At 44.0% G+C, this 18,560-nt stretch carries 24 protein-coding genes and 2 pseudogenes; 22 read left to right on the top strand and 4 right to left on the bottom strand.

Annotation, left to right across the window (positions count from 1 at the left end; translation table 11 throughout):
- Positions 1-34: 34 nt before the first annotated feature.
- The 7 genes from AAG834_RS04315 (at position 35) to AAG834_RS04285 (ending at position 4,972) form a co-directional block, all read left to right on the top strand.
- Positions 35-373: a hypothetical protein gene (locus AAG834_RS04315; RefSeq protein ID WP_023134258.1), complete on the top strand. Its 339-nt coding sequence runs from the start codon at positions 35-37 to the stop codon at positions 371-373.
- 172 nt (positions 374-545) lie between these two features.
- Entirely contained in the window at positions 546-1,094 is a 549-nt protein-coding gene (locus AAG834_RS04310; RefSeq protein WP_446740444.1) for an RHS repeat domain-containing protein, read from the top strand.
- A gap of 18 nt (positions 1,095-1,112) precedes the next feature.
- On the top strand, positions 1,113-1,571 hold the full coding sequence (locus tag AAG834_RS04305; protein ID WP_342031365.1) for a hypothetical protein: 459 nt from the start codon (positions 1,113-1,115) through the stop codon (positions 1,569-1,571).
- Between the two features lies 1 nt (position 1,572).
- Entirely contained in the window at positions 1,573-2,589 is a 1,017-nt protein-coding gene (locus AAG834_RS04300; protein ID WP_006888701.1) for a hypothetical protein, read from the top strand.
- Positions 2,590-2,807: 218 nt separating this feature from the next.
- A complete protein-coding gene (locus tag AAG834_RS04295; protein ID WP_446740443.1) occupies positions 2,808-3,596 on the top strand; it encodes an RHS repeat protein in 789 nt (262 codons plus the stop codon).
- A 114-nt stretch (positions 3,597-3,710) separates the two neighbouring features.
- Positions 3,711-4,085: a hypothetical protein gene (locus AAG834_RS04290; protein WP_342031364.1), complete on the top strand. Its 375-nt coding sequence runs from the start codon at positions 3,711-3,713 to the stop codon at positions 4,083-4,085.
- Between the two features lie 353 nt (positions 4,086-4,438).
- Positions 4,439-4,972 carry a hypothetical protein gene (locus AAG834_RS04285; RefSeq protein WP_342031363.1) on the top strand — a complete coding sequence of 178 codons (534 nt, stop codon included), beginning with the start codon at positions 4,439-4,441 and terminating at the stop codon, positions 4,970-4,972.
- Between the two features lie 45 nt (positions 4,973-5,017).
- Here the strand turns inward: AAG834_RS04285 and AAG834_RS04280 are convergent, their stop codons facing one another.
- A complete protein-coding gene (locus AAG834_RS04280) occupies positions 5,018-5,989 on the bottom strand; it encodes an IS110 family transposase (RefSeq protein ID WP_446740442.1) in 972 nt (323 codons plus the stop codon).
- Positions 5,990-6,327: 338 nt separating this feature from the next.
- Between AAG834_RS04280 and AAG834_RS04275 the strand changes: the two genes are divergently transcribed.
- The 7 genes and pseudogenes from AAG834_RS04275 to AAG834_RS04250 all read left to right on the top strand — a co-directional run bounded on the left by AAG834_RS04275 (position 6,328) and on the right by AAG834_RS04250 (position 9,971).
- On the top strand, positions 6,328-6,858 hold the full coding sequence (locus AAG834_RS04275; protein WP_342031362.1) for a hypothetical protein: 531 nt from the start codon (positions 6,328-6,330) through the stop codon (positions 6,856-6,858).
- 91 nt (positions 6,859-6,949) lie between these two features.
- A pseudogene (locus tag AAG834_RS13790) lies at positions 6,950-7,116 on the top strand (IS481 family transposase); the annotation flags it as partial.
- A 546-nt stretch (positions 7,117-7,662) separates the two neighbouring features.
- Positions 7,663-7,905, top strand: a complete 243-nt coding sequence (locus AAG834_RS04270; RefSeq protein WP_246830416.1) for an RHS repeat-associated core domain-containing protein — start codon at positions 7,663-7,665, stop codon at positions 7,903-7,905.
- Between the two features lie 701 nt (positions 7,906-8,606).
- The gene (locus AAG834_RS04265; RefSeq protein ID WP_342031361.1) at positions 8,607-8,804 is read left to right on the top strand and encodes a hypothetical protein; all 198 of its coding nucleotides are present in this window, start codon (positions 8,607-8,609) and stop codon (positions 8,802-8,804) included.
- A complete protein-coding gene (locus AAG834_RS04260) occupies positions 8,791-9,003 on the top strand; it encodes a hypothetical protein (RefSeq protein ID WP_342031360.1) in 213 nt (70 codons plus the stop codon). Before AAG834_RS04265 ends, AAG834_RS04260 begins: the two co-directional genes overlap by 14 nt.
- Before the next feature lie 83 nt (positions 9,004-9,086).
- The gene (locus AAG834_RS13785) at positions 9,087-9,224 is read left to right on the top strand and encodes a hypothetical protein (protein ID WP_415771459.1); all 138 of its coding nucleotides are present in this window, start codon (positions 9,087-9,089) and stop codon (positions 9,222-9,224) included.
- 255 nt (positions 9,225-9,479) lie between these two features.
- Positions 9,480-9,971 carry a tetratricopeptide repeat protein gene (locus tag AAG834_RS04250; protein ID WP_342031359.1) on the top strand — a complete coding sequence of 164 codons (492 nt, stop codon included), beginning with the start codon at positions 9,480-9,482 and terminating at the stop codon, positions 9,969-9,971.
- Between the two features lie 90 nt (positions 9,972-10,061).
- Here the strand turns inward: AAG834_RS04250 and purM are convergent, their stop codons facing one another.
- The gene (purM, locus tag AAG834_RS04245) at positions 10,062-11,096 is read right to left on the bottom strand and encodes a phosphoribosylformylglycinamidine cyclo-ligase (protein WP_070513067.1); all 1,035 of its coding nucleotides are present in this window, start codon (positions 11,094-11,096) and stop codon (positions 10,062-10,064) included.
- Between the two features lie 204 nt (positions 11,097-11,300).
- On the opposite strand from purM, the gene AAG834_RS04240 reads away from it, so the two are divergent.
- The 3 genes and pseudogenes from AAG834_RS04240 to AAG834_RS13780 all read left to right on the top strand — a co-directional run.
- Positions 11,301-12,371, top strand: a complete 1,071-nt coding sequence (locus AAG834_RS04240) for an AI-2E family transporter (RefSeq protein WP_342031358.1) — start codon at positions 11,301-11,303, stop codon at positions 12,369-12,371.
- An 85-nt stretch (positions 12,372-12,456) separates the two neighbouring features.
- Positions 12,457-13,173 (top strand): S-methyl-5'-thioinosine phosphorylase, encoded by a 717-nt coding sequence (locus AAG834_RS04235; RefSeq protein ID WP_342031357.1) that lies wholly within the window; start codon positions 12,457-12,459, stop codon positions 13,171-13,173.
- A 77-nt stretch (positions 13,174-13,250) separates the two neighbouring features.
- Positions 13,251-13,316: pseudogene (locus AAG834_RS13780) on the top strand (transposase); the annotation flags it as partial.
- A 180-nt stretch (positions 13,317-13,496) separates the two neighbouring features.
- On the opposite strand, the gene AAG834_RS04230 reads toward AAG834_RS13780, so the two are convergent.
- A complete protein-coding gene (locus tag AAG834_RS04230) occupies positions 13,497-14,867 on the bottom strand; it encodes a polynucleotide adenylyltransferase PcnB (protein WP_342031356.1) in 1,371 nt (456 codons plus the stop codon).
- A gap of 401 nt (positions 14,868-15,268) precedes the next feature.
- Between AAG834_RS04230 and AAG834_RS04225 the strand changes: the two genes are divergently transcribed.
- From AAG834_RS04225 to purE, 4 genes are all read left to right on the top strand, one after another.
- Positions 15,269-15,454 carry a DUF3460 family protein gene (locus AAG834_RS04225; RefSeq protein ID WP_003761287.1) on the top strand — a complete coding sequence of 62 codons (186 nt, stop codon included), beginning with the start codon at positions 15,269-15,271 and terminating at the stop codon, positions 15,452-15,454.
- 12 nt (positions 15,455-15,466) lie between these two features.
- Positions 15,467-16,135 carry a class I SAM-dependent methyltransferase gene (locus AAG834_RS04220; protein ID WP_070513051.1) on the top strand — a complete coding sequence of 223 codons (669 nt, stop codon included), beginning with the start codon at positions 15,467-15,469 and terminating at the stop codon, positions 16,133-16,135.
- 1 nt (position 16,136) lies between these two features.
- Complete coding sequence (locus AAG834_RS04215; RefSeq protein WP_342031355.1) at positions 16,137-16,877, top strand: tetratricopeptide repeat protein; 741 nt, start codon at positions 16,137-16,139, stop codon at positions 16,875-16,877.
- Positions 16,878-16,954: 77 nt separating this feature from the next.
- The gene (gene purE / locus AAG834_RS04210) at positions 16,955-17,440 is read left to right on the top strand and encodes a 5-(carboxyamino)imidazole ribonucleotide mutase (RefSeq protein WP_003778018.1); all 486 of its coding nucleotides are present in this window, start codon (positions 16,955-16,957) and stop codon (positions 17,438-17,440) included.
- 112 nt (positions 17,441-17,552) lie between these two features.
- Here the strand turns inward: purE and AAG834_RS04205 are convergent, their stop codons facing one another.
- Positions 17,553-18,038, bottom strand: a complete 486-nt coding sequence (locus AAG834_RS04205; RefSeq protein ID WP_070513044.1) for a hypothetical protein — start codon at positions 18,036-18,038, stop codon at positions 17,553-17,555.
- A gap of 136 nt (positions 18,039-18,174) precedes the next feature.
- Between AAG834_RS04205 and AAG834_RS04200 the strand changes: the two genes are divergently transcribed.
- Positions 18,175-18,510, top strand: coding sequence for a hypothetical protein (locus AAG834_RS04200; protein ID WP_070513041.1), 336 nt, complete (start codon positions 18,175-18,177; stop codon positions 18,508-18,510).
- The last annotated feature ends 50 nt before the right edge of the window (positions 18,511-18,560 follow it).

The raw sequence follows: 18,560 nt of genomic DNA, 5'->3' as shown, positions 1-18,560 counted from the left end.
GAAGAACACTTAATGAGATTAGGGGCAAATTGGAATGGAACATGACATTGATTTTAAAGATGGCATTATTACTTATGAAAATTTATTTTGGCTATTTAATAACACTAATGAATTAATCTACAAACTTGAATTTGAGGAAGATTTATTACAAGTACAGTTCTTTAATGAAAAATATATTTTAGATGTTGGATGGTATTCCACTACCGGTAAAAATGGAAAATTCAAAGTTTATGTAATTAAAAATTATGATTGGGAAAATCCATTATTTACTAAATCTAATAAAAAAATTAGTGGTTTAATTGCCACTATAAAACAAGGAATCAAATGTATATATTCTCATGAGCATCTTCTCATTAATCGTAGCAAGCCGTAGCCCGCATGAAACCTCCAATCCCGACGTAGCGTGGGTGCGGTAATCATGCTGTTTCTGCTTCTCAGACGATCTCAATGCCGTCACCGACAACCGCCTGAAAACCTACAACGGCACGACCTATTACTACGACGACCTCGGCAACCTCATCCACCGCGAACTGGCCGACGGCGAAGTGCAGAACTATTTCTACGACCTGCACGACCAACTGGTTAAAGCCGAAATCTTCAAAAAAGACGGCACGAAAGAGACTTGGGCGTACAGCTACGACGCCTTGGGCAGAAGGATAGGCAAAGGCCGTCTGAAAAACGAAGAAATTTCAGGCAGCCTCGAAGATGCCACCGGATTCGTTTGGGACGGTAGCCATTTGCTGCAGGAAGTCCGCCCGGACGGAAGGTATACTTATATCTACACCGAGCCCGACGGCTACGAACCGCTGGCACAGGTACATAACCGGACCAACGAAGAAGGAGAAAGCCGCCAACAAACCCACTATTTCCACTGCGACCACATCGGCATCCCGCGCGAGATGACAGACAAAGACGGTAATTTGCTGTGGTTCGGCAACTACACTGGCTGGGGTCGTCTGAAAGAGGAAACCAAGGTAACAGATAGCGCTTATCAACCGTTCCGATTACAGAACCAGTATGCCGACCGTGAGACGGGGCTGCATTACAACTTCTTCAGGTATTATGAGTCTGATACGGGTCGGTTTGTGAATTAGGATCAGGTTCCAATTGGATTGATAGGTGAGGAGAATTTTTATCAGTTTGCAGAAAATGTTACCGGTTGGATTGATCCTTATGGCTTGGCACGTCAAAGAAAGGCACGTCAAATACAGAGGTGTTTATGTAAAGAAGAAATGGAAGCTATAAAAAAGGAAAAGGGGCTAGTACCTATAATAGACAAAAATGGAAAACGTTCAAAAAGACCTATTTGGGTAGCAGATCTTTCTATTAAACCTGTTCCGTGGAATCCTAGCTCAGAAAATTACTTCGTTAAAATTACTCTTGATGATGAAGGAGCAAAGATATTAGATTCAGTTACCAATATTGAAGATGTTGACGGTAAAGAAACAGCTTGTCCTGGCGGAGTTTTAGTCAAATCCAACGAACAAGGAGCAAAGGGAATTAGGCGTAATTTAATAGATAAATTAAATGCGCACATTGTTAAAATAGAAACAGGAATGAGAAGGAGATAACGTGAAAATATCCAATATAATTTATATGTTTTTTTATATATATCAAAATCCTAGGTTAAATTTTGACAGGTATAGAAATAATCAAAACATAGAAGAGTATGGATATGTTCAAGATAATGGAGGAGCCTATCATTTATGTTTTCACATAAATGATTCAGGAGAGAAGCACTTTGTTCGAGATATTATCAAATTTATATCAACAAAAACAAAATTTTCTTCAGAATGCTTTAAACTTAATGATAACAATGAGGAGCACTTGTACAACATACTATCTTCATTAATAATGATTTTTTATATTGATACTCATAGCTTCCACAATAAAACAGTATTTGACAACAAAGCGCTCGCCTTGTACCAACTATCCGATACATGTAATTCCAACTTAAATAATAGAATTAGGCAAAGTTACATATTTTATTTGTTATATAACTCTCATTTGTACTATGAGTCAATTAGTAGTATAAAACTTCAAAACGGGGTTTTATGCTTTAAGCTTGGTAGAAACAATCTTATTCCGTTTGTAAAAATAATTTCATCGATGGAGCTTAAAAGAAAAGATGATAAAAAAATGAAGTTGTTATCAAGCATTAAATCTTTTTATATAGATTTAATAGATTTTTTAGAAGACGGATTAAAATTAGAAAATGTATTTTTTAATAGTTTGATAGATGATAGATATTTAAAATTTTGCCATTATAAAAACTTTATCTACCATAGTGAAAGTGATGTATACAAAAGAGTGAGGGTTGATAAAATATTTAATTTGTTACCCCTTGTGTTACAAGAGGGCAAGTTAACTGAAAATAAATTTGTTTCGTATATGATTTTATTTAATTACATGAACTTGATTTTTGAAAAGACGAGTGGAAAATTGCAAAAATATTTGAATGAAAATGAATGTAGTCATTTATTTATGCAGGAATTAGTTAATTATTTTGATTACTCTTTTGGATTTTATTCAAAAAGGAAAAGAATAAATATTAAAAAATATATTAAAACATTTACTATTGATCAATAAAGCAAGCCGTAGCCCGCATGAAACCTCCAATCCCGACGTAGGGTGCGTGCGGTACGCACGCACACGGTTTCTGTTCAAACAACCCCAGTCCCAACGCAGGGTGGGTATGTGCTGCCCACGCACTCCCTTCAGGCTACCTGAAAAAGTGCAGGCTGCTTTTTCACGAGCTGGTCGAGCAGCGCGAATTCGGCGACGACGCCTCCCTCGCCGCCAAACTGATGGCGCAGCTGGGCGGACAGCCCGTCCCCAAAAAAGACGCCGCTCCGCTTTCAGACGGCCTCGACAGCCAAACCCCGCTGCGGATGACCGAGTTCAAACGCGATGTATTGGGACGACTGATCCACACCCTTGCCCGCGATAACGACAAGGTTCAGGAAACCGCTTACCAATACGACCCGAACGGCAACCTCGTCCGCGCCGCCAACCGCCACAGCATCACCTGCTTCGACTACAACGACAACGGCCAACTCATCGCCCAGCACCAATGGAAGGTGCCGACTAAGGAAGAGAACGCCCGAAACGGTTTGCCCGACACCGACTGGCGCGATGCGCAGTACGATATGCTGTACCTGCCCGTTACCGAAACCGTCCGCTACCACTACGACTTCAACGGCAACCGTACCGCCACCGTCCTGCCCGACGGCAGACAGATCAACTACCTGTATTATGGCAGCGGCCACCTGCACCAAATCAGCCTCGACGACGAAGTCATCACCGACATCGAACGCGATAAGCTGCACCGCGAAATCTACCGCACACAGGGTAAACTCGCCAGCCGCTACGAACTCGATCCCTTGGGTCGTCTGAAACGGCAAATCGCCACCCTCAACGATCTGACCGAAGGCGGCAAAGGCAAAACCAAAGTAGCGGCGGGCTATGGCCAAACCGCCGTCAAACGCAGCTACGGCTACGACCGCACCGGCAACCTGACCCACAGCACCGACCAGCGGACGGGCACAACCCGGTTCGAGTACGACAACCTGGGCAGGATTACCAAATGGAGATAAATTTGGCATTAGGCACTCGTCAAGACATGGTGAAACACTGGATTTCAATGTCAAAAGGCTTCCACGAAATTTTAAAATCCATCAAAAATGATATAACATTAGGAGATTTTTATTATGCATAATACTAGAGAACATATATATATTGATAAAAAGTTAAAAGCTAAAGGATACCGCGATTTAAATGATTATATTGATAAAAGGAGTAACGAAATATTAGATGATGAAGTTTGGCTATGGAGAACCAAGGCCGGCATACAAGATGATTTTCTTGAATTATCAAATTGCGAGATTATTGAAATATTAAAGGATGTAATGGTTAACATCGTAAAAAAGGGAGGAGTTATTTGTGATTATTCCAATGGAAAAGCATCACATATAATAAAAAAATATGATGACTTATCCTCTCCATTACTAATATCGGATATTGTTAATTTCTTGCTTCTCAATCCTGACTATGGAAGTGATGGAAATGGTATTTGGTATGAATAACAAACCTTGAGTGCCCCCCCTAGCAAACCATAACCTATATGTAGAGTGCGTGTCCCAAGGCACGCACGCGGCTTCTTACTCCAAATTATTTATAAAGTGTAAAAATATGAAGTGTAAAAAGGTCGTCTGAAACCGCCGAACGGTGTTTTCAGCAAGCGTAGGTTGGATCGAGACCCAAAAAATGCCAGGTCATATAAAATCAATTTTCAGACGACCTTCTCTATCATTTTTATCCAAACAATACTGGAGGAAGTATGGATGGAAATTGGTCGGCTATCAGCAATGGCTTTCCGCAATGGATCAAGACGGCGAATTAAAATTAGATTTACAAAATAATTACAAAGGAAATGTTTATGAAAAAAATAAATGATATTTTTATTGGACAGCATTTTTGTTTACCTAACAATTTTTTAACATCAAACTATGATACTTTTTTGTTCTTTGATTTTGGGCTTGGAATGGAGCCAGAGTTTCTTGAATATTTTTCTGACTTGTTAGATTTAGGTGGCTTTAATAAGCAAGTTAATGTTTTTGATTATGATTTTAATATTATTGTAGATAACTGGATTCTTAAGCATGATGATTTATTGAAATATATAAAAAGAATAATAGGTTATGTGGACATTAATGATGATAATGGAATTATCATGGCAGATACTGATTTAAATTGGGTTGCGGTTCAGGATATACCTGTTAATTGGGGTGTTTTTGCATTTCAAAGCTCAAAAAAAGAATCTATAAGATTATTCCATATGATGAATAGAGATTGGTTTGTGGACATTGAAAGATTTAAGTCTATGGAGAAGGTATTAATAAGAGAGTTTGGAGAGGAGTTTATAAATATCTTATTAAGCAATTACGGTAATATTCGTAGCAAGCAAGCGTAGCAACTGTATTTTTCACCCCGTCGGGCAAAAATACAAAAACTCAAATCAAGCCGTTTGGATACCATTTTCGGCAAAGTAATCACGCATCCGGGCATTCAATATCGTCAGCAGTTTGCGCATACATGCCGTAACGGCAACCTTATACGGCTTACCCTTGGACAGCAGGCGCTGGTAGAAATCCCGAATAAGCGGTTCAAAACGTGTCGCTACCACGGTAGCCATATACAGCGCCTTACGCACCGCAGACCTTCCGCCGAAGCAGCGGCTTTTGAATTTGGTTTCGCCGCTCTCCCTCGGGTGCGGCGCAATACCGACCAGGCTCGCTATCCGTTTGTGGTTCAGCCGCCCCAATTCGGGCAGCATCGCCATCAGCGTAGCCGTCGTTATCGAACCGATGCCTTTGATTTGCTCTGCCACTTTGGCTTTGCCGTCAAAATGCGTGTGGGTGTGGTCGTCGATTTGTTTGTCCAATTCGTCAATCAGCCGGTCAAAATGGGCAATCAGTTGTTTGACGCTTTCGACTTGTGTTTCGTGAACCTGATGCAGACGGTTTTTCTCGGCAGTCCGCATATCCACCAGTTGGTTGCGGCGGTTAACCAATGCTTCCAACACTTCTTCCGCTTCGGTGGGCGGGTGGTAGAGCATGGTTTGCCAATCCTCTTTCTGTGCCGTCATCTGCGCGAAGAAGGCGAGCATTTTGGCATCTTTGGCGTCGGTTTTGGTCAGCGACTGCGATTGGGCAAACTGATGCGTCTGACGCGGGTTGGCGATAATCACGGCAATGCCTGCACGGTGGATGGCTTTGGCGGCGGGGATTTCGAGACCGCCGGTGCTTTCCATCACGACGAGGGCGACGTTGTGTTTTTTAAGGTATTCGACGGTATGGGCGATACCTTTTGGGTTGTTGGTTTCGGTTTTGGTTTTAGACAAAGACGAAACGGCGATGACGAAGTTTCGTTTGGCGATGTCGATGCCTGCGTAATGGTATTGGGTACTCATCATAAACCTGCCTTGCATTCGGTTGTGTTGTCTGGCAACTGTCCGGTTGTGTCGATGGGTTGCCCGGCTGCTCCCTGAGCTACGCAACGGTTGTTTGCCTTGGTCGGATGCGGGCGGCGGCCGGGCGGTTTGTTGCTATGATACGGGAGTTCCTATATACAAGGTTGGGTCTAGACCCAACAAAACATCAAGATCGTCTAAAATCAATTTTCAGACGACCTTCTCTATAATTTTTATCCAAAAAATACTGGAGGAGGTATGGATGGAAATCAGTCGGCTATCAGCAATGGTTTTCCGCAATGGATCAAGACGGCGAATTAAAATTAGATTTAAAAATAGTTACAAAGGAAATGTTTATGAAAAAAATATATGATATTTTTATTGGGAAGAATTTTTCTTTACCCAACAATTTTTTAATACCAAATTATGATACTTTTTTGTTCTTTGATTTTGGGCTTGGAATGGATTTAGAGTTTCTTGAGGAATTTTCTGACTTATTAGATTTAGGTGGCTTTAATAAGCAAGTTAATGTTTTAGATTGTGATTTTAATATTATTGTGGAAAACTGGATTCTTGAACATGATAATTTAATAAAAAATATACAAAGAATAACAGGCAGTCTGAATGATTATGGTAACAGTGGAGTTATTATGGCAGATACTGATTTAAATTGGGTTGCGGTTCAGGATATACCTATTAATTGGGGCGTTTTTGCATTTCAAAGCTCAAAAAAAGAATCTATAAGATTATTCAATATGATGGATCGAGATTGGTTTGTAGACATTGAAAGATTTAAGGCTATGGAGAAGGTATTAATAAAAGAGTTTGGAGAAGAGTTTATAAATGTCTTATTAAAGAATTACGGTAATATTCGCAGGGATGGGTAACCGCCAAGTAAGCGTAGATATTGTCGCTTGAGTTAATCTCGAAAGTTGCAAATATTGATTTAAGCTGTAGGTTAGATCGAGTGTTCTCATCTTGATAGAGATTTGGCATGATAAATTTTCCTTTAGAGATTCGGAACATTGGAAAAAGGAGTTGTGCCGCTTTATGAATTTTTATAATACGGTAAAGCCACAGAAGAGCTTGAAAGGAGATACACCTTTTGAGGTCTTACCGGCTTATTTTCTCAACCTGTTGTGTAAACAACGTTGTGTTTCCTTATAAAATACTATGTTGAAGTTACTTATCTCGTCATTTTTAAACCTATTATTTATTTTGTTCTTAACCAGGGAACTGAAAGGACTTATTAGTTTCATTCTAAATAATTATGATATAAATATAAGCAATTATATTTCAGGAATATTAGAGACTCTATTCTATTACTTTTTAAGTTTAAGTATTATTTTTTTATCAAAATGCTTAGCATCATTGATAGCAAAAAACCAAACTATTCAATTATTATTATTTGTTATAATTTGCTTGTTTTTAGATGTAATAGCCTGCTTATTTATATTTAGAATCTTCTTTATAACCTAATAGTAGCCGTAGATTGGGTCGAGACCCAATAAACACCAAGATCGTCTGAAATCAATTGCCAGACAATCTTTCCCTATACCTCCTCCTACTTCAACAACAACGAAAACAATCAAATCACCCGTTATCACCGACACCGAACGAGATGAACTGCATCGCTAAATCTAGCGTATTCAAGGTAGACTCGTCAGCCACTACGAACTTGATCCTTTAGGTTGAATTGTCCCCCCTCTGAGCAAGGCAGCAAAGGTCATCTGAAAGAGGAAATCAAGGTAACGGATATCAATTATCAACCCTTCCGCCTGCAAAACCAGTATGCCGACCGTGAATCAGGGCTATATTACAACCTCTTCAGGTATTACGAACCTGATGCAGACCGGTTTGGGGTCAGTATCCGATTAGGTTATTTTGAGATATTAATTTTTATGCTTTTGTACCGGATACTACGAAATAGATAGATACATTAGATTGGTTTAGATATTATGGGAATTGATGTGGACCAGACTGGACAAAGATGGAAGAAAAATACAGTAAACTTCGAGAAAATAATGGATATTATGTCGAACCAATGGGAGTATTGGATATAGATTGTAGACAACATGATATTTGCTATGTTAAATGTAGGGAACAATTCTCATATTCAGAATTAGAAAAATATAACTGTATGGTAAGGTGCGATGACACTCTTATGAATACATCTAAAAATATCCAACATGATCCTAATTCTTCATCCTGATTTTTCTATAAAGCGTTGGGACCTGAACTTGCCAAAATCCACTATCTACCAATAAAACCATTAAAAACATCTACAAACCGGTAATTTTATGAAAATCTTTAAATATTTTTTATTATATTTATTTATATATATATAATCTTATTTATAATAAGCCCTTGGATTTTAGAATTAATTAATATTACTATAACACTTCCATGGTCCATTATTGAAGAAGATATTATTACTTATTTTGGACTAAACCTGAATCCTACTGTTGATAATATCTTTTATCGAAGAATAATACACTTTACTTACGGATCAACTAGCCTTTTTATAAATATATTTATTTTATATAATTTTATCTGCAAATTTAAGAAAATTTTTAAAACACCCAAAGAGAATAAATGAGAAAGGTGAATTATATCACATGAAAGATAATAGAAGATGATGAAAACAAAAAAATGGAATTGGATCCCTACAATTAAAATTAATGAATTGTATTTTGATAAAATTTATCTTGATTATAAGAAAATATTAGATGAGTTAAATGCAAATATTTTTTCAGAAAATGAAGATATTTATGACTCTTTTATTTTTGAAGAAAATGGAATTAAATCATTAATTTACTTTGAAAAAAAATAGCCAATTTGCAGGAATGGAAATAAAAAATAATCTTTTTTACAAAGATATAAATTTAATTGGCAAGGATATTGAAGAAATAAAAAAAATTTTTGGTTATGATTCTTTAGTTTTAGATAAATATGATAGCGTAGATTGTGATGATATTAGAGCGATATTTTGGTTTGAAAATAACAAAGTCGAATCAGTTACAGTATTTTAATAAATAATGAGAAATATAAATATAGGGTAATTAGTGGTCCGTATGCACCCAATCCCGACGTAGAGTGTGTGCGGTACGCACAGATGCGTTTTCCGCTTTTCAGACGACCTCGAAGCCCAAACCCCACTGGGATTACTGAATTCAAACGCGATATATTGGGACGCTTAATCCACACCCTCGCCCGCGACAGTGGCGACAAGGTTCAGGAAACCGTTTACTGATACGACTTGAAGGCAACCTCGTCCGCGCAACCAACAGCCAAAGCATCACCTGATTCGACTACGACGCAAACGGCTGACTCATCGTCCAACACCAATGGAAAGTGTCGAGCAAGGAAGAGAGCACCCGAAACGGATTGCCCGATACCGACTGGCGCGATTTATAGTGACAACGAGGTCATCGCTGACATCGAACACGATAATGGGCTCTTTCTTATAATGCTGCCGCCTAAAAATAAAATGTTAAGGATGGGTTCTATGTGTAATGACGATTATCATACTGATGATTTTTTACAAGCTAGTTATTTTCTTGAACATGAAGATTATCAAAAAGCTTTTTATTTTTTGAAGAACGGAGCTTTGCAAGGAGATGTTAATTGTTATAATAATTTAGCAGTTTTATATGATCTTGGATATGGGGTTCAAAAAAATCCACTTTTGGCACTTAAATGGTATAGAAAAAGTTGGCAATATGAAGGGAAAAGTGGTGGGGTATGTTCTAATATTGCATCACTTTATGCCGGTTTAGGTAATATAAGGCAGGCTAAATTTTGGTGGAATAAAGCAATATTAGAATTAAATGATGGAGATGCAGCTCTTGATTATGCAAAATTCTTAATTAATAGGAAAAACAAGAGGGATTATCATAAGATAATAGAATTACTTAAGTTTGCTATCAAGAGCGATTATATTACTGAAATCTCTAAGGAAGAAGCTGGTCAATTATTGAAAAATCTAGAAAGCACATAAACTTAGTAAACCATATAAAGATCAAACCGTACAGTAAGGTCGTCTGAAATTAATTTCGGACGACCTTTTATTTAAATTCAGGCTTGTGATTTAAGCCACTTGTGTCTGATGTTCGTCGCCGCTGCGTTTGCGGATAACGCCCAAGCGGTAAACCGTTTCGCCTTGTTCGGTTAAGAATGCCCGCACCGCGTCGGCATCTTCTTCGGCAATCACGACCACCATGCCGATGCCGCAGTTGAAGGTGCGGTACATTTCTTGCGTTTCCACATTGCCTGCCTGTTGCAGCCATTGGAACAGCTTGGGCAATTCCCATGCTTTGGCGTCGATTTGGGCGACGGTGTTTTCAGGCAGGATACGCGGCACGTTTTCGGTGATGCCGCCGCCGGTGATGTGCGCCATGCCTTTGATGGTGAATTTTTCCAAAGCGGCAAGGATGGGTTTAACATACAGGCGGGTCGGGGCGATGATGGTCTCGCGCAAGGTTTTGCCGTTGTCGAACTCGGCGTCCAAATCGGGATTATCGCGCGCGATGATTTTGCGGACGAGGGAGTAGCCGTTGGAATGCGCGCCGTTGGAAGCCAAGCCCAACACGATATCGCCTGCTTTGATGCTGCGGCCGTTGATGACGCGCTCTTTTTCGACCACGCCGACGGCGAAGCCTGCCAAGTCGTATTCGCCTTCGGGATACATGCCGGGCATTTCGGCGGTTTCGCCTCCGATAAGGGCGCAGCCGGATTCTTCGCAGCCTTGGGCGATGCCTTTAATCACGTCGGTAGCACGGGCGACATCGAGTTTGCCGCAGGCGAAATAGTCGAGGAAGAACAAAGGCTCTGCGCCTTGAACCAAAATATCGTTGACGCTCATGGCGACGAGGTCGATGCCGACGGTGTCGTGTTTGTCCCAATCGAAGGCGAGTTTGAGCTTGGTGCCTACGCCGTCGGTGCCGCTGACGAGGACGGGATTTTTGTATTTTTTGCTGATTTCGACCAATGCGCCGAAGCCGCCCAAATCACCCAACACTTCGGGACGCATGGTGCGTTTGGCAAAAGGTTTGATGTTTTCGACCAGTTGATCGCCGGCGTCAATGTCGACGCCTGCGTCGCGGTAGCTCAATGAAGTGCTCATGAATGGGTTCCTTATCGTGATTGGGACGGAAAAACGATGGGGCGTATTTTACCTTATTTTGCAGGCGCGGGCTTGGATTTTTCGGTGATTTTGTAAACAATCTGAGGTTTCAGACGACCCCGTTTATTCTGTTATACTGGACGGTCAGGGGTCGTCTGAAAACGATTGCGGCGGCTTCCGCTGAAACACACATGGAAAGGTTTTATGTATCAGAAAAAAACGCGCGGCATGAAGCCGTGGATCATTATGGGCTGCGTGATTGCGGCTTTTGTTTGGCTGCTGTACGCGCTGGGCGACATCCTGACGCCGTTTATTGTGGCGGCGGTATTGGCTTATGTGTTGAATCCGCTGGTGGAATGGTTGCAGAAAAAACGGATTAAACGCGGCCCCGCGTCCATGATGGTGATGGTATTCGCTTTGCTGTTGCTGCTGTCGCTGATGCTGATTATCGTGCCTATGCTGATCAACCAGTTTAACAATATGGTCAGCCGCATTCCCCAAATCGTCGATTTTACGCAAAACAGGCTGCTGCCTTGGCTGAACCATGTGGCGGGCAATTATGTGCATATCGATCAGGATTCGGTGGTCAAATGGTTGCAGTCGCATACGGGCGAATTGAGCAACACGCTCAAGGCTTGGATGCCGACGCTGATGCGCCAAAGCGGCAACGTCATCAGCGGCATGAGCAACCTGATACTGTTGCCGCTCTTGCTGTATTATTTCCTTTTGGACTGGAAACGCTGGTCTTACGGCATCAGCGCGTTGGTGCCGCGCCGCTTTATCGACACTTATACGCGCATCACCAGCAATATGGATGAAGTTTTGGGCGAGTTCCTGCGCGGACAGTTGATGGTAATGCTGATTATGGGGCTGGTGTACGGGGTCGGGCTGATGTTGGTCGGACTGGATTCCGGCTTCGCTATCGGCATGATTGCCGGTATTTTGGTGTTTATCCCGTATTTGGGTGCATTTACCGGACTTTTGCTGGCAACCGTCGCCGCTTTGCTGCAATTTGGCACATGGAACGGTCTGATTATGGTGTGGGTAGTGTTCGCTATCGGACAATTCCTCGAGAGTTTTATCGTTACCCCAAAAATCGTCGGCGACCGCATCGGCCTGTCGCCTTTCTGGGTAATTTTCTCATTGATGGCTTTCGGACAACTAATGGGCTTTGTCGGCATGCTCGCCGGCTTGCCGCTTGCCGCCGTAACCTTGGTCCTGCTGCGCGAAGGTGTGAATGCTTATTTCCACAGCCGTTTTTACAAACACAAGTAAAAGGACAAAAAGGTCGTCTGAAAGCGGATATGGGTTTTCAGACGACCTTTGTTTCTCCTTGCAAACACATAAAGGAACAGAAAACATGTTAGCCATCATCGGCGGCAGCAGCCTGACCAAGCTGCCCGAACTGAGCATCACTGACCGTAAAATCGTCCGCACCCCCTACGGACTGACCAGCAGCCCCGTCTTAAGCGGCAAACTGGGCAGTCAGGACATCATCTTCCTCGCACGGCACGGCTTCGGCCATACCGTCGCGCCGCACGAAATCAACTACCGCGCAAACATTTGGGCGTTGCATTCCATAGGTGCGGAATACATCGTCGCCGTTTCCTCCGTCATCAGCATCAATGACCGCTTTGAAACCGGCGCACTCGTCCTGCCCGACGACTTGATCGACTACACATACGGTCGCAAAGACACTTTTTTTGAAGGACAGGAAGAACCGGTCGTACACACCGATTTTCTCGACCCCTACACCGCCGAACTGCGCGAAAAAATCGTCGAACACGCGCAACAAAACCAAATGCCTTTATACACTCAAGCCGTTTACGGCTGCCTGCAAGGACCGCGCTGGCCGACCCGCGCCGAAATCCGACGTTACCGCCGCGACGGTGTGGACGTATTGGGCATGACCGGAATGCCAGAAGCCGTCCTCGCCCGCGAACTGGGCATCCAATACGCCCACTTCTGCGGCATCACTGACATCCGCTGCCTCAGCGGAGGGACGGAAGGGGCGGAATGCGGCTTGGAAACCGAGCTTGCCATCGGCAAAATCCGCCGTTTGCTTGCGGGTTTGTAAAGGGTGAATGTTTCCCTCTTGATTCTTCAAACTATTCAAAAAGGTCGTCTGAAAATTTTCAGACGACCTTTTTGTTAAGATATAGTGGATTAAATTTAAATCAGGACAAGGCGACAAAGCCGCAGACAGTACAGATAGTACGGAACCGATTCACTTGGTGCTTCAGCACCTTAGAGAATCGTTCTCTTTGAGCTAAGGCGAGGCAACGCCGTACTGGTTTAAAGTTAATCCACTATAAATGCGGCAGAAACAATTTGGCATTCAAACCAATACTTCAGCCCTACAACAAACTAATAAGACAAGACCGTTTGCAATCGGTCGATTCATGATTCCGGCTTATCCGCCGCCGTTTTTTTCTTACGCGTGGGACGACGTTTGCGATTCGGTTTGCCATCCGCACCATCGCCTTGCCCGTGTTGCCGGCGCTGTTGTGTGGCAAGCGTCATCTCCGCGCGTGCTTCTGCATCTGCATGTTGGAACTTCGTCCACCATTCGACCAAATCCCGCTCCACTTCATCAACCTCTCCACGCAACACAAGAAAATCATAAGCCGCTCGGAAACGCGCTTGCGCCAACATTTTGTGCGGACGCGCGCCGCGTGTGTAGTCGAATTGCGGCTGAAGCTGCCAAATTTCCCTCATGGTCGCGGCAAAACGCTGCGGCACACCCCAGCCTTTTTCCACCGTCTCGCGCATGGTGTTCATCGCTTCGGATAAAGCGTGCGCAGGTTTTTGACCGCGTTTGATGTTGTCCTGCCAATGACGGTTCAAAACCGGCCACAATACGGCGGCAAGGACAAAGCCCACCGACACTGATTTGTCTGCCCGCAAACGTTCGTCCGTATTTTTCAAGGCGAGGGAGATAATGCGGTTTTCAGGTTTTGCAGCCGATTTGAGCGCAGTCAGAAGCGGATGGACGTCGTCTGAAACGCCTAGGGAATTCAATCGTTTCAGACATTCTCTGGCATAACCGGAAAACAGCAGCTTCATGATTTCGTCAAACAGGCGCGCTACGGGTTCGTGTTTCAGACGACCTGCCTGTTCCGGAATCGGTGCGGCGGTATTTTCTTCCACGTCAAACCCAAGTTTGCCCGACAACCGAACTGCCCTCAGGATGCGGACAGGGTCTTCCTGATAACGTTCAGCCGCATTGCCGATCATCACCAGCTTGCGGTCGGCAATATCGCCGACACCGTGGTGGAAATCGATGATTTCTTCTTTAATCGGGTCGTAATAAAGCGCGTTGCAGGTGAAATCACGGCGCATGGCATCTTCTTCCATGCTGCCGTAAGTGTTGTCCTTCATAATCCTGCCGTGCGCGTTCTGCTGCACTTTACCGCCACCCCTAAAGGTCGTAACCTCTATGGTTTCCGGCCCGACCATGACGTGTACAATTTGAAAGCGTCTACCGATGATGCGGCTTCTGCGGAAAATCTTATGAACCTGCTCCGGCGTCGCATCGGTGGCGATGTCGAAGTCTTTAGGCTCGACGCCCAGCAGCAGGTCGCGAACCGCCCCGCCGACAACATAAGCCTGAAAACCTTCGTCATGCAAACGGCGGACAACTTTTTCCGCCGCAAAACTCAACATATCCGCGCTGATATGGTGCCTGTCGAAAGGAAGGATTTCCTTCGCCACAGGCACTTGCTTCGGCTGCTTTCCGGGTAAAACTTTATGCAACCATTTTTTCAACATAAAACTCTTTCCAAAATAAAAAAAGGTCGTCTGAAACCGGCGGCGAAGCCTTTGCGCAATATTCTGCCTGGAATACGAGCAAAATATTATGCAAAGGCTTCAGACGACCTGCCGTACCGCATTAAAAAATAAGGCGGCATTATACCCGAAACACTATAAACCCTGAAAATATAGTGGATTAACTTTAAACCAGTACGGCGTTGCCTCGCCTTAGCTCAAAGAGAACAATTCTCTAAGGTGCTGAAGCACCAAGTGAATCGGTTCCGTACTATCTGTACTGTCTGCGGCTTCGTCGCCTTGTCCTGATTTAGTTAATCCACTATATAGTCGAATATCTAAAAACCGTAACGGCGTTATCAGTTATAATAAAAGGCTGACGCAAACCTGCACGGAACCGTATCATGTATCACTACAAATCCGAAGCCACCCAATTCCTCGACAAACTCATCGAAGACAATCCGCAGCTGGAAACACAACGCCTTGAAAACCGCCATCTGTTGTGGGATGTCGAGCTGGACCCTCAAGAACAGAAAGAATTCGAAGCCGCCAAAGTCGCCAAAAAACCTTATACCTACTACCAAGACTGACGGCCAAACGGCATGACCACCCAGACACACAATATCGACCCGGCGCTGCAAGACTACCTCAACAGCATCGGCGAAAAAGAGCATCCCGTCCTGACCGCCCTGCGTTCGCGCACGCAATCCCACCGTTTAGGGAAAATGGCGATTGCCCGCGAACAGGCAGCCTTGTTGACTTGGCTCGCGCGCCTGCTCAAAGCCGAAAAATATCTGGAAATCGGCGTGTTTACCGGTTACAGCAGCACCACAGTCGCCTTAGTCCTGCCCGAACATGGCAAAATTACCGCCTGCGACATCAACGTCACCTTTACCGATATCGCCCGCGAAACCTGGCAGGCAGCGCAAGTCGCCCATAAAATCACCCTCCACCTCCAGCCCGCCCTGCTGACCCTGGACGACTTGATAAGCCAAGGCGAATCAGGCAGCTACGACTTGGCGCTGATCGATGCCGACAAACCGCCCACCCCGCAATATTTCGAACGCTGCCTGCAACTGGTTCGCAGCGGCGGCGTTATCGCCATCGACAATGTCCTGCTGAACGGGCGCGTTATGGGTGAAGCAGAACGCGATGCCCCGCCCAGCCTAAACATACTCCAGTCCTTCAACCGCAACCTGCCCGACGATTCCCGCATCGTACCCATTACCCTGCCCGTCGGCGACGGTCTGACTTTGCTGCTTAAAAAATAAAATGAACAAAACCCTTCCCATTCTGTTTGCCGGTATCCTCCTGCTCAACGCCTGCGCCTCTACCGCCCCCAAACCCAAATCCGGCGACACCTTCATGCTGCCCGATATTCCCACCGCCGCAGCCGAATCCTCCGCCATTCCCTATCCCGATTTGAACACGATGACTCAAATCGAACGCTTGGGTATGCAGGTCGAACGTTTGGAGCGCGAAATGGAAAACACCAACCAGCGCCTGCAACAACTTGAAAAACAAAACAAAACCCCGCGTCACACCAATAGGAAAGTGCCCGCCCAACGTTTGGACGACCAAAAACTCAAAAGCACCTATCTGGCAAACGGCGGCACCGCGCCTTCAGAAGCCGACTCTGCCGACCAAAACGAAACCCGCCTCTACAACCAAGCCCTCAAATACTATCAGCGCAACAATTACGCCGCAGCGGCCGCAGTCTTAAAAGGAGCAGACGGCGGCAACGGCAGCGAAAGCGCCCGACGCAATATGTATCTGCTGCTGCAAAGCCAACAGCGCATGGGCAATTGCGAATCCATCATCGAAATCGGCGGACGCTTCGCCAACCGTTTCCGCAACAGCCCGCAAGCCCCCGACGCGCTCTTCAGCATCGGGCAATGCCAATACAAGCTGCAACAGAAAGACATCGCCCGCAACACCTGGCGCAAACTGATACAGAGCTACCCCGGCAGCGCCGCCGCCAAACGTGCCGCCGTCAGCATCAAGCAACGATAACTTTTCAGACGACCTCCCATATTCAAAGGTCGTCTGAAATCATTCATTGAATAACGTTTTATACACTAGGAGCAAATATGGCCAAAATCGGCATCATCATGGGCAGCAACAGCGACTGGCCCGTCATGCAGCAGGCAGCGCAGTTTCTCAAAGAGTTCGGCGTCGAATACGAAGCCCGCGTCGTGTCCGCACACCGCACCCCCGATTTAATGTTCGAATACGCCGAAACCGCCCGCGAACGCGGCATCAAAGCCATCATCGCGGGCGCAGGCGGCGCGGCGCACCTGCCCGGCATGGTTGCCGCCAAAACCACCGTCCCCGTATTGGGCGTACCCGTACCCAGCAAATACCTGCGCGGCGAAGACTCCCTGCTCTCCATCGTACAAATGCCCAAAGGCGTTCCCGTCGCCACTTTCGCCATCGGCGAAGCAGGAGCCGCCAACGCCGCCCTGTTCGCCATCTCACTGCTTGCCAACGAAAACCCCGAGCTGGCTCAAAAACTTGCCGACTTTCGCGCCAAGCAGGAACAAACCGTTTTAGACATGGAACTGCCTGAGGCATAACCATCGAGATTGCTGGGAAGGTCGTCTGAAAGGCAAATAGAAATCTTTGTATTTTGACGACCATACCAGCTGCGCTTTTTATATTGTGCGTGACAATCGCTGGATATAACTGCTAATCTGCGTCAGTTCCAAACCAAATCTTTTTAATTACTTCTAAATTAGAAGAAAATTTTTTATAGTCATCCTGAATTTTCGATACTAAAGAATTTAATTCAGTATATAACTCATGACTGAAATTTATATTTATATTTCTTTCTTTGCCAACTAACTCCTCCATATTTAGTATATTATTTTTCTTAAATTTCATATTCAAGATATTATTCTTCTTACTAATCTTAGCAGTATGTGATTCAAAGCTTAATTCGTCTTGATTATTATCTGAGACAAATTCTATAAAATCTAATAAATTGCCATAGTCTTCTTCACCGGCAATATATAGAGACAGACCATTTCCAAAATTGATATAAAAACCAGAATCAATATAGACTTGACTACACTGATTAAATTTCTCTAAATACAGAAAATTAAATTCCCAATTTATCTCAAAATAGAAGTTATATTGATTGAGTGAAAAATTATATGTACTATTTAAATTCATTATTTCCTTTATCCTTTTATAACTTGAAGATTTAAATAACCTAAAGATTTAGCTATCTTTCTAACTTTATCTTCCATAATTTCTGTTTACCTCATTTTCAGACGACCTTTTTAATCACTCAACCCTCTGAACAACAATGAACAAAACTTTTGCATTTATCCTACTCTCCGCCTTGCTCTGCGCCTGTCAAAGCCCAAGCAAACCGACCCAAGCGACTGAAGCAGTCCCCACCCGACAAGTACAAGCCACAACGGGCAATCTGATTATTTTCTACGATGAAGGCATCGGCTCAGATTCATTGATGAAGGCAGTGAAAGATTCCGGCGCAAGTTTGGTTTACGAATACAAAAACCTGCACGGAATTGCCATTCGTCCATCAGCCAAAACCAATATTCAAGATGCCATTGCTTATTTCCAAAAGATAAACGGCGTATTGTCAGTCGAACAAGACCGACTGATGAAACTTCAATAAGGGGTTGCACTTAAATCAGCAATCCTTTTAAAATTTGATGTTGTTTGATT

The organism is Neisseria sp. Marseille-Q2251 (assembly GCF_940793045.1).
Lineage (GTDB): Bacteria > Pseudomonadota > Gammaproteobacteria > Burkholderiales > Neisseriaceae > Neisseria.
The sequence above is the reverse complement of the archived record's forward strand: the minus strand, read 5'-3'. Positions and strand labels throughout refer to the sequence as shown.

Bases quoted from the DNA above. Each gene is read 5' to 3' on its own strand.
- AAG834_RS04235 (WP_342031357.1), top strand. From the start codon at position 12,457: ATGTTAGCCATCATCGGCGGCAGCAGCCTGACCAAGCTGCCCGAACTG.
- purE (WP_003778018.1), top strand. From the start codon at position 16,955: ATGGCCAAAATCGGCATCATCATGGGCAGCAACAGCGACTGGCCCGTC.
- AAG834_RS04215 (WP_342031355.1), top strand. From the start codon at position 16,137: ATGAACAAAACCCTTCCCATTCTGTTTGCCGGTATCCTCCTGCTCAAC.
- AAG834_RS04290 (WP_342031364.1), top strand. From the start codon at position 3,711: ATGCATAATACTAGAGAACATATATATATTGATAAAAAGTTAAAAGCT.
- AAG834_RS04275 (WP_342031362.1), top strand. From the start codon at position 6,328: ATGAAAAAAATATATGATATTTTTATTGGGAAGAATTTTTCTTTACCC.
- AAG834_RS04280 (WP_446740442.1), bottom strand. From the start codon at position 5,989: ATGCAAGGCAGGTTTATGATGAGTACCCAATACCATTACGCAGGCATC.
- AAG834_RS04240 (WP_342031358.1), top strand. From the start codon at position 11,301: ATGTATCAGAAAAAAACGCGCGGCATGAAGCCGTGGATCATTATGGGC.
- AAG834_RS04200 (WP_070513041.1), top strand. From the start codon at position 18,175: ATGAACAAAACTTTTGCATTTATCCTACTCTCCGCCTTGCTCTGCGCC.
- purM (WP_070513067.1), bottom strand. From the start codon at position 11,096: ATGAGCACTTCATTGAGCTACCGCGACGCAGGCGTCGACATTGACGCC.
- AAG834_RS04295 (WP_446740443.1), top strand. From the start codon at position 2,808: ATGGCGCAGCTGGGCGGACAGCCCGTCCCCAAAAAAGACGCCGCTCCG.
- AAG834_RS04220 (WP_070513051.1), top strand. From the start codon at position 15,467: ATGACCACCCAGACACACAATATCGACCCGGCGCTGCAAGACTACCTC.
- AAG834_RS04285 (WP_342031363.1), top strand. From the start codon at position 4,439: ATGAAAAAAATAAATGATATTTTTATTGGACAGCATTTTTGTTTACCT.
- AAG834_RS04225 (WP_003761287.1), top strand. From the start codon at position 15,269: ATGTATCACTACAAATCCGAAGCCACCCAATTCCTCGACAAACTCATC.
- AAG834_RS04250 (WP_342031359.1), top strand. From the start codon at position 9,480: ATGTGTAATGACGATTATCATACTGATGATTTTTTACAAGCTAGTTAT.
- AAG834_RS04230 (WP_342031356.1), bottom strand. From the start codon at position 14,867: ATGTTGAAAAAATGGTTGCATAAAGTTTTACCCGGAAAGCAGCCGAAG.
- AAG834_RS04315 (WP_023134258.1), top strand. From the start codon at position 35: ATGGAACATGACATTGATTTTAAAGATGGCATTATTACTTATGAAAAT.
- AAG834_RS04205 (WP_070513044.1), bottom strand. From the start codon at position 18,038: ATGAATTTAAATAGTACATATAATTTTTCACTCAATCAATATAACTTC.
- AAG834_RS04265 (WP_342031361.1), top strand. From the start codon at position 8,607: ATGATGAAAACAAAAAAATGGAATTGGATCCCTACAATTAAAATTAAT.
- AAG834_RS13785 (WP_415771459.1), top strand. From the start codon at position 9,087: ATGCGTTTTCCGCTTTTCAGACGACCTCGAAGCCCAAACCCCACTGGG.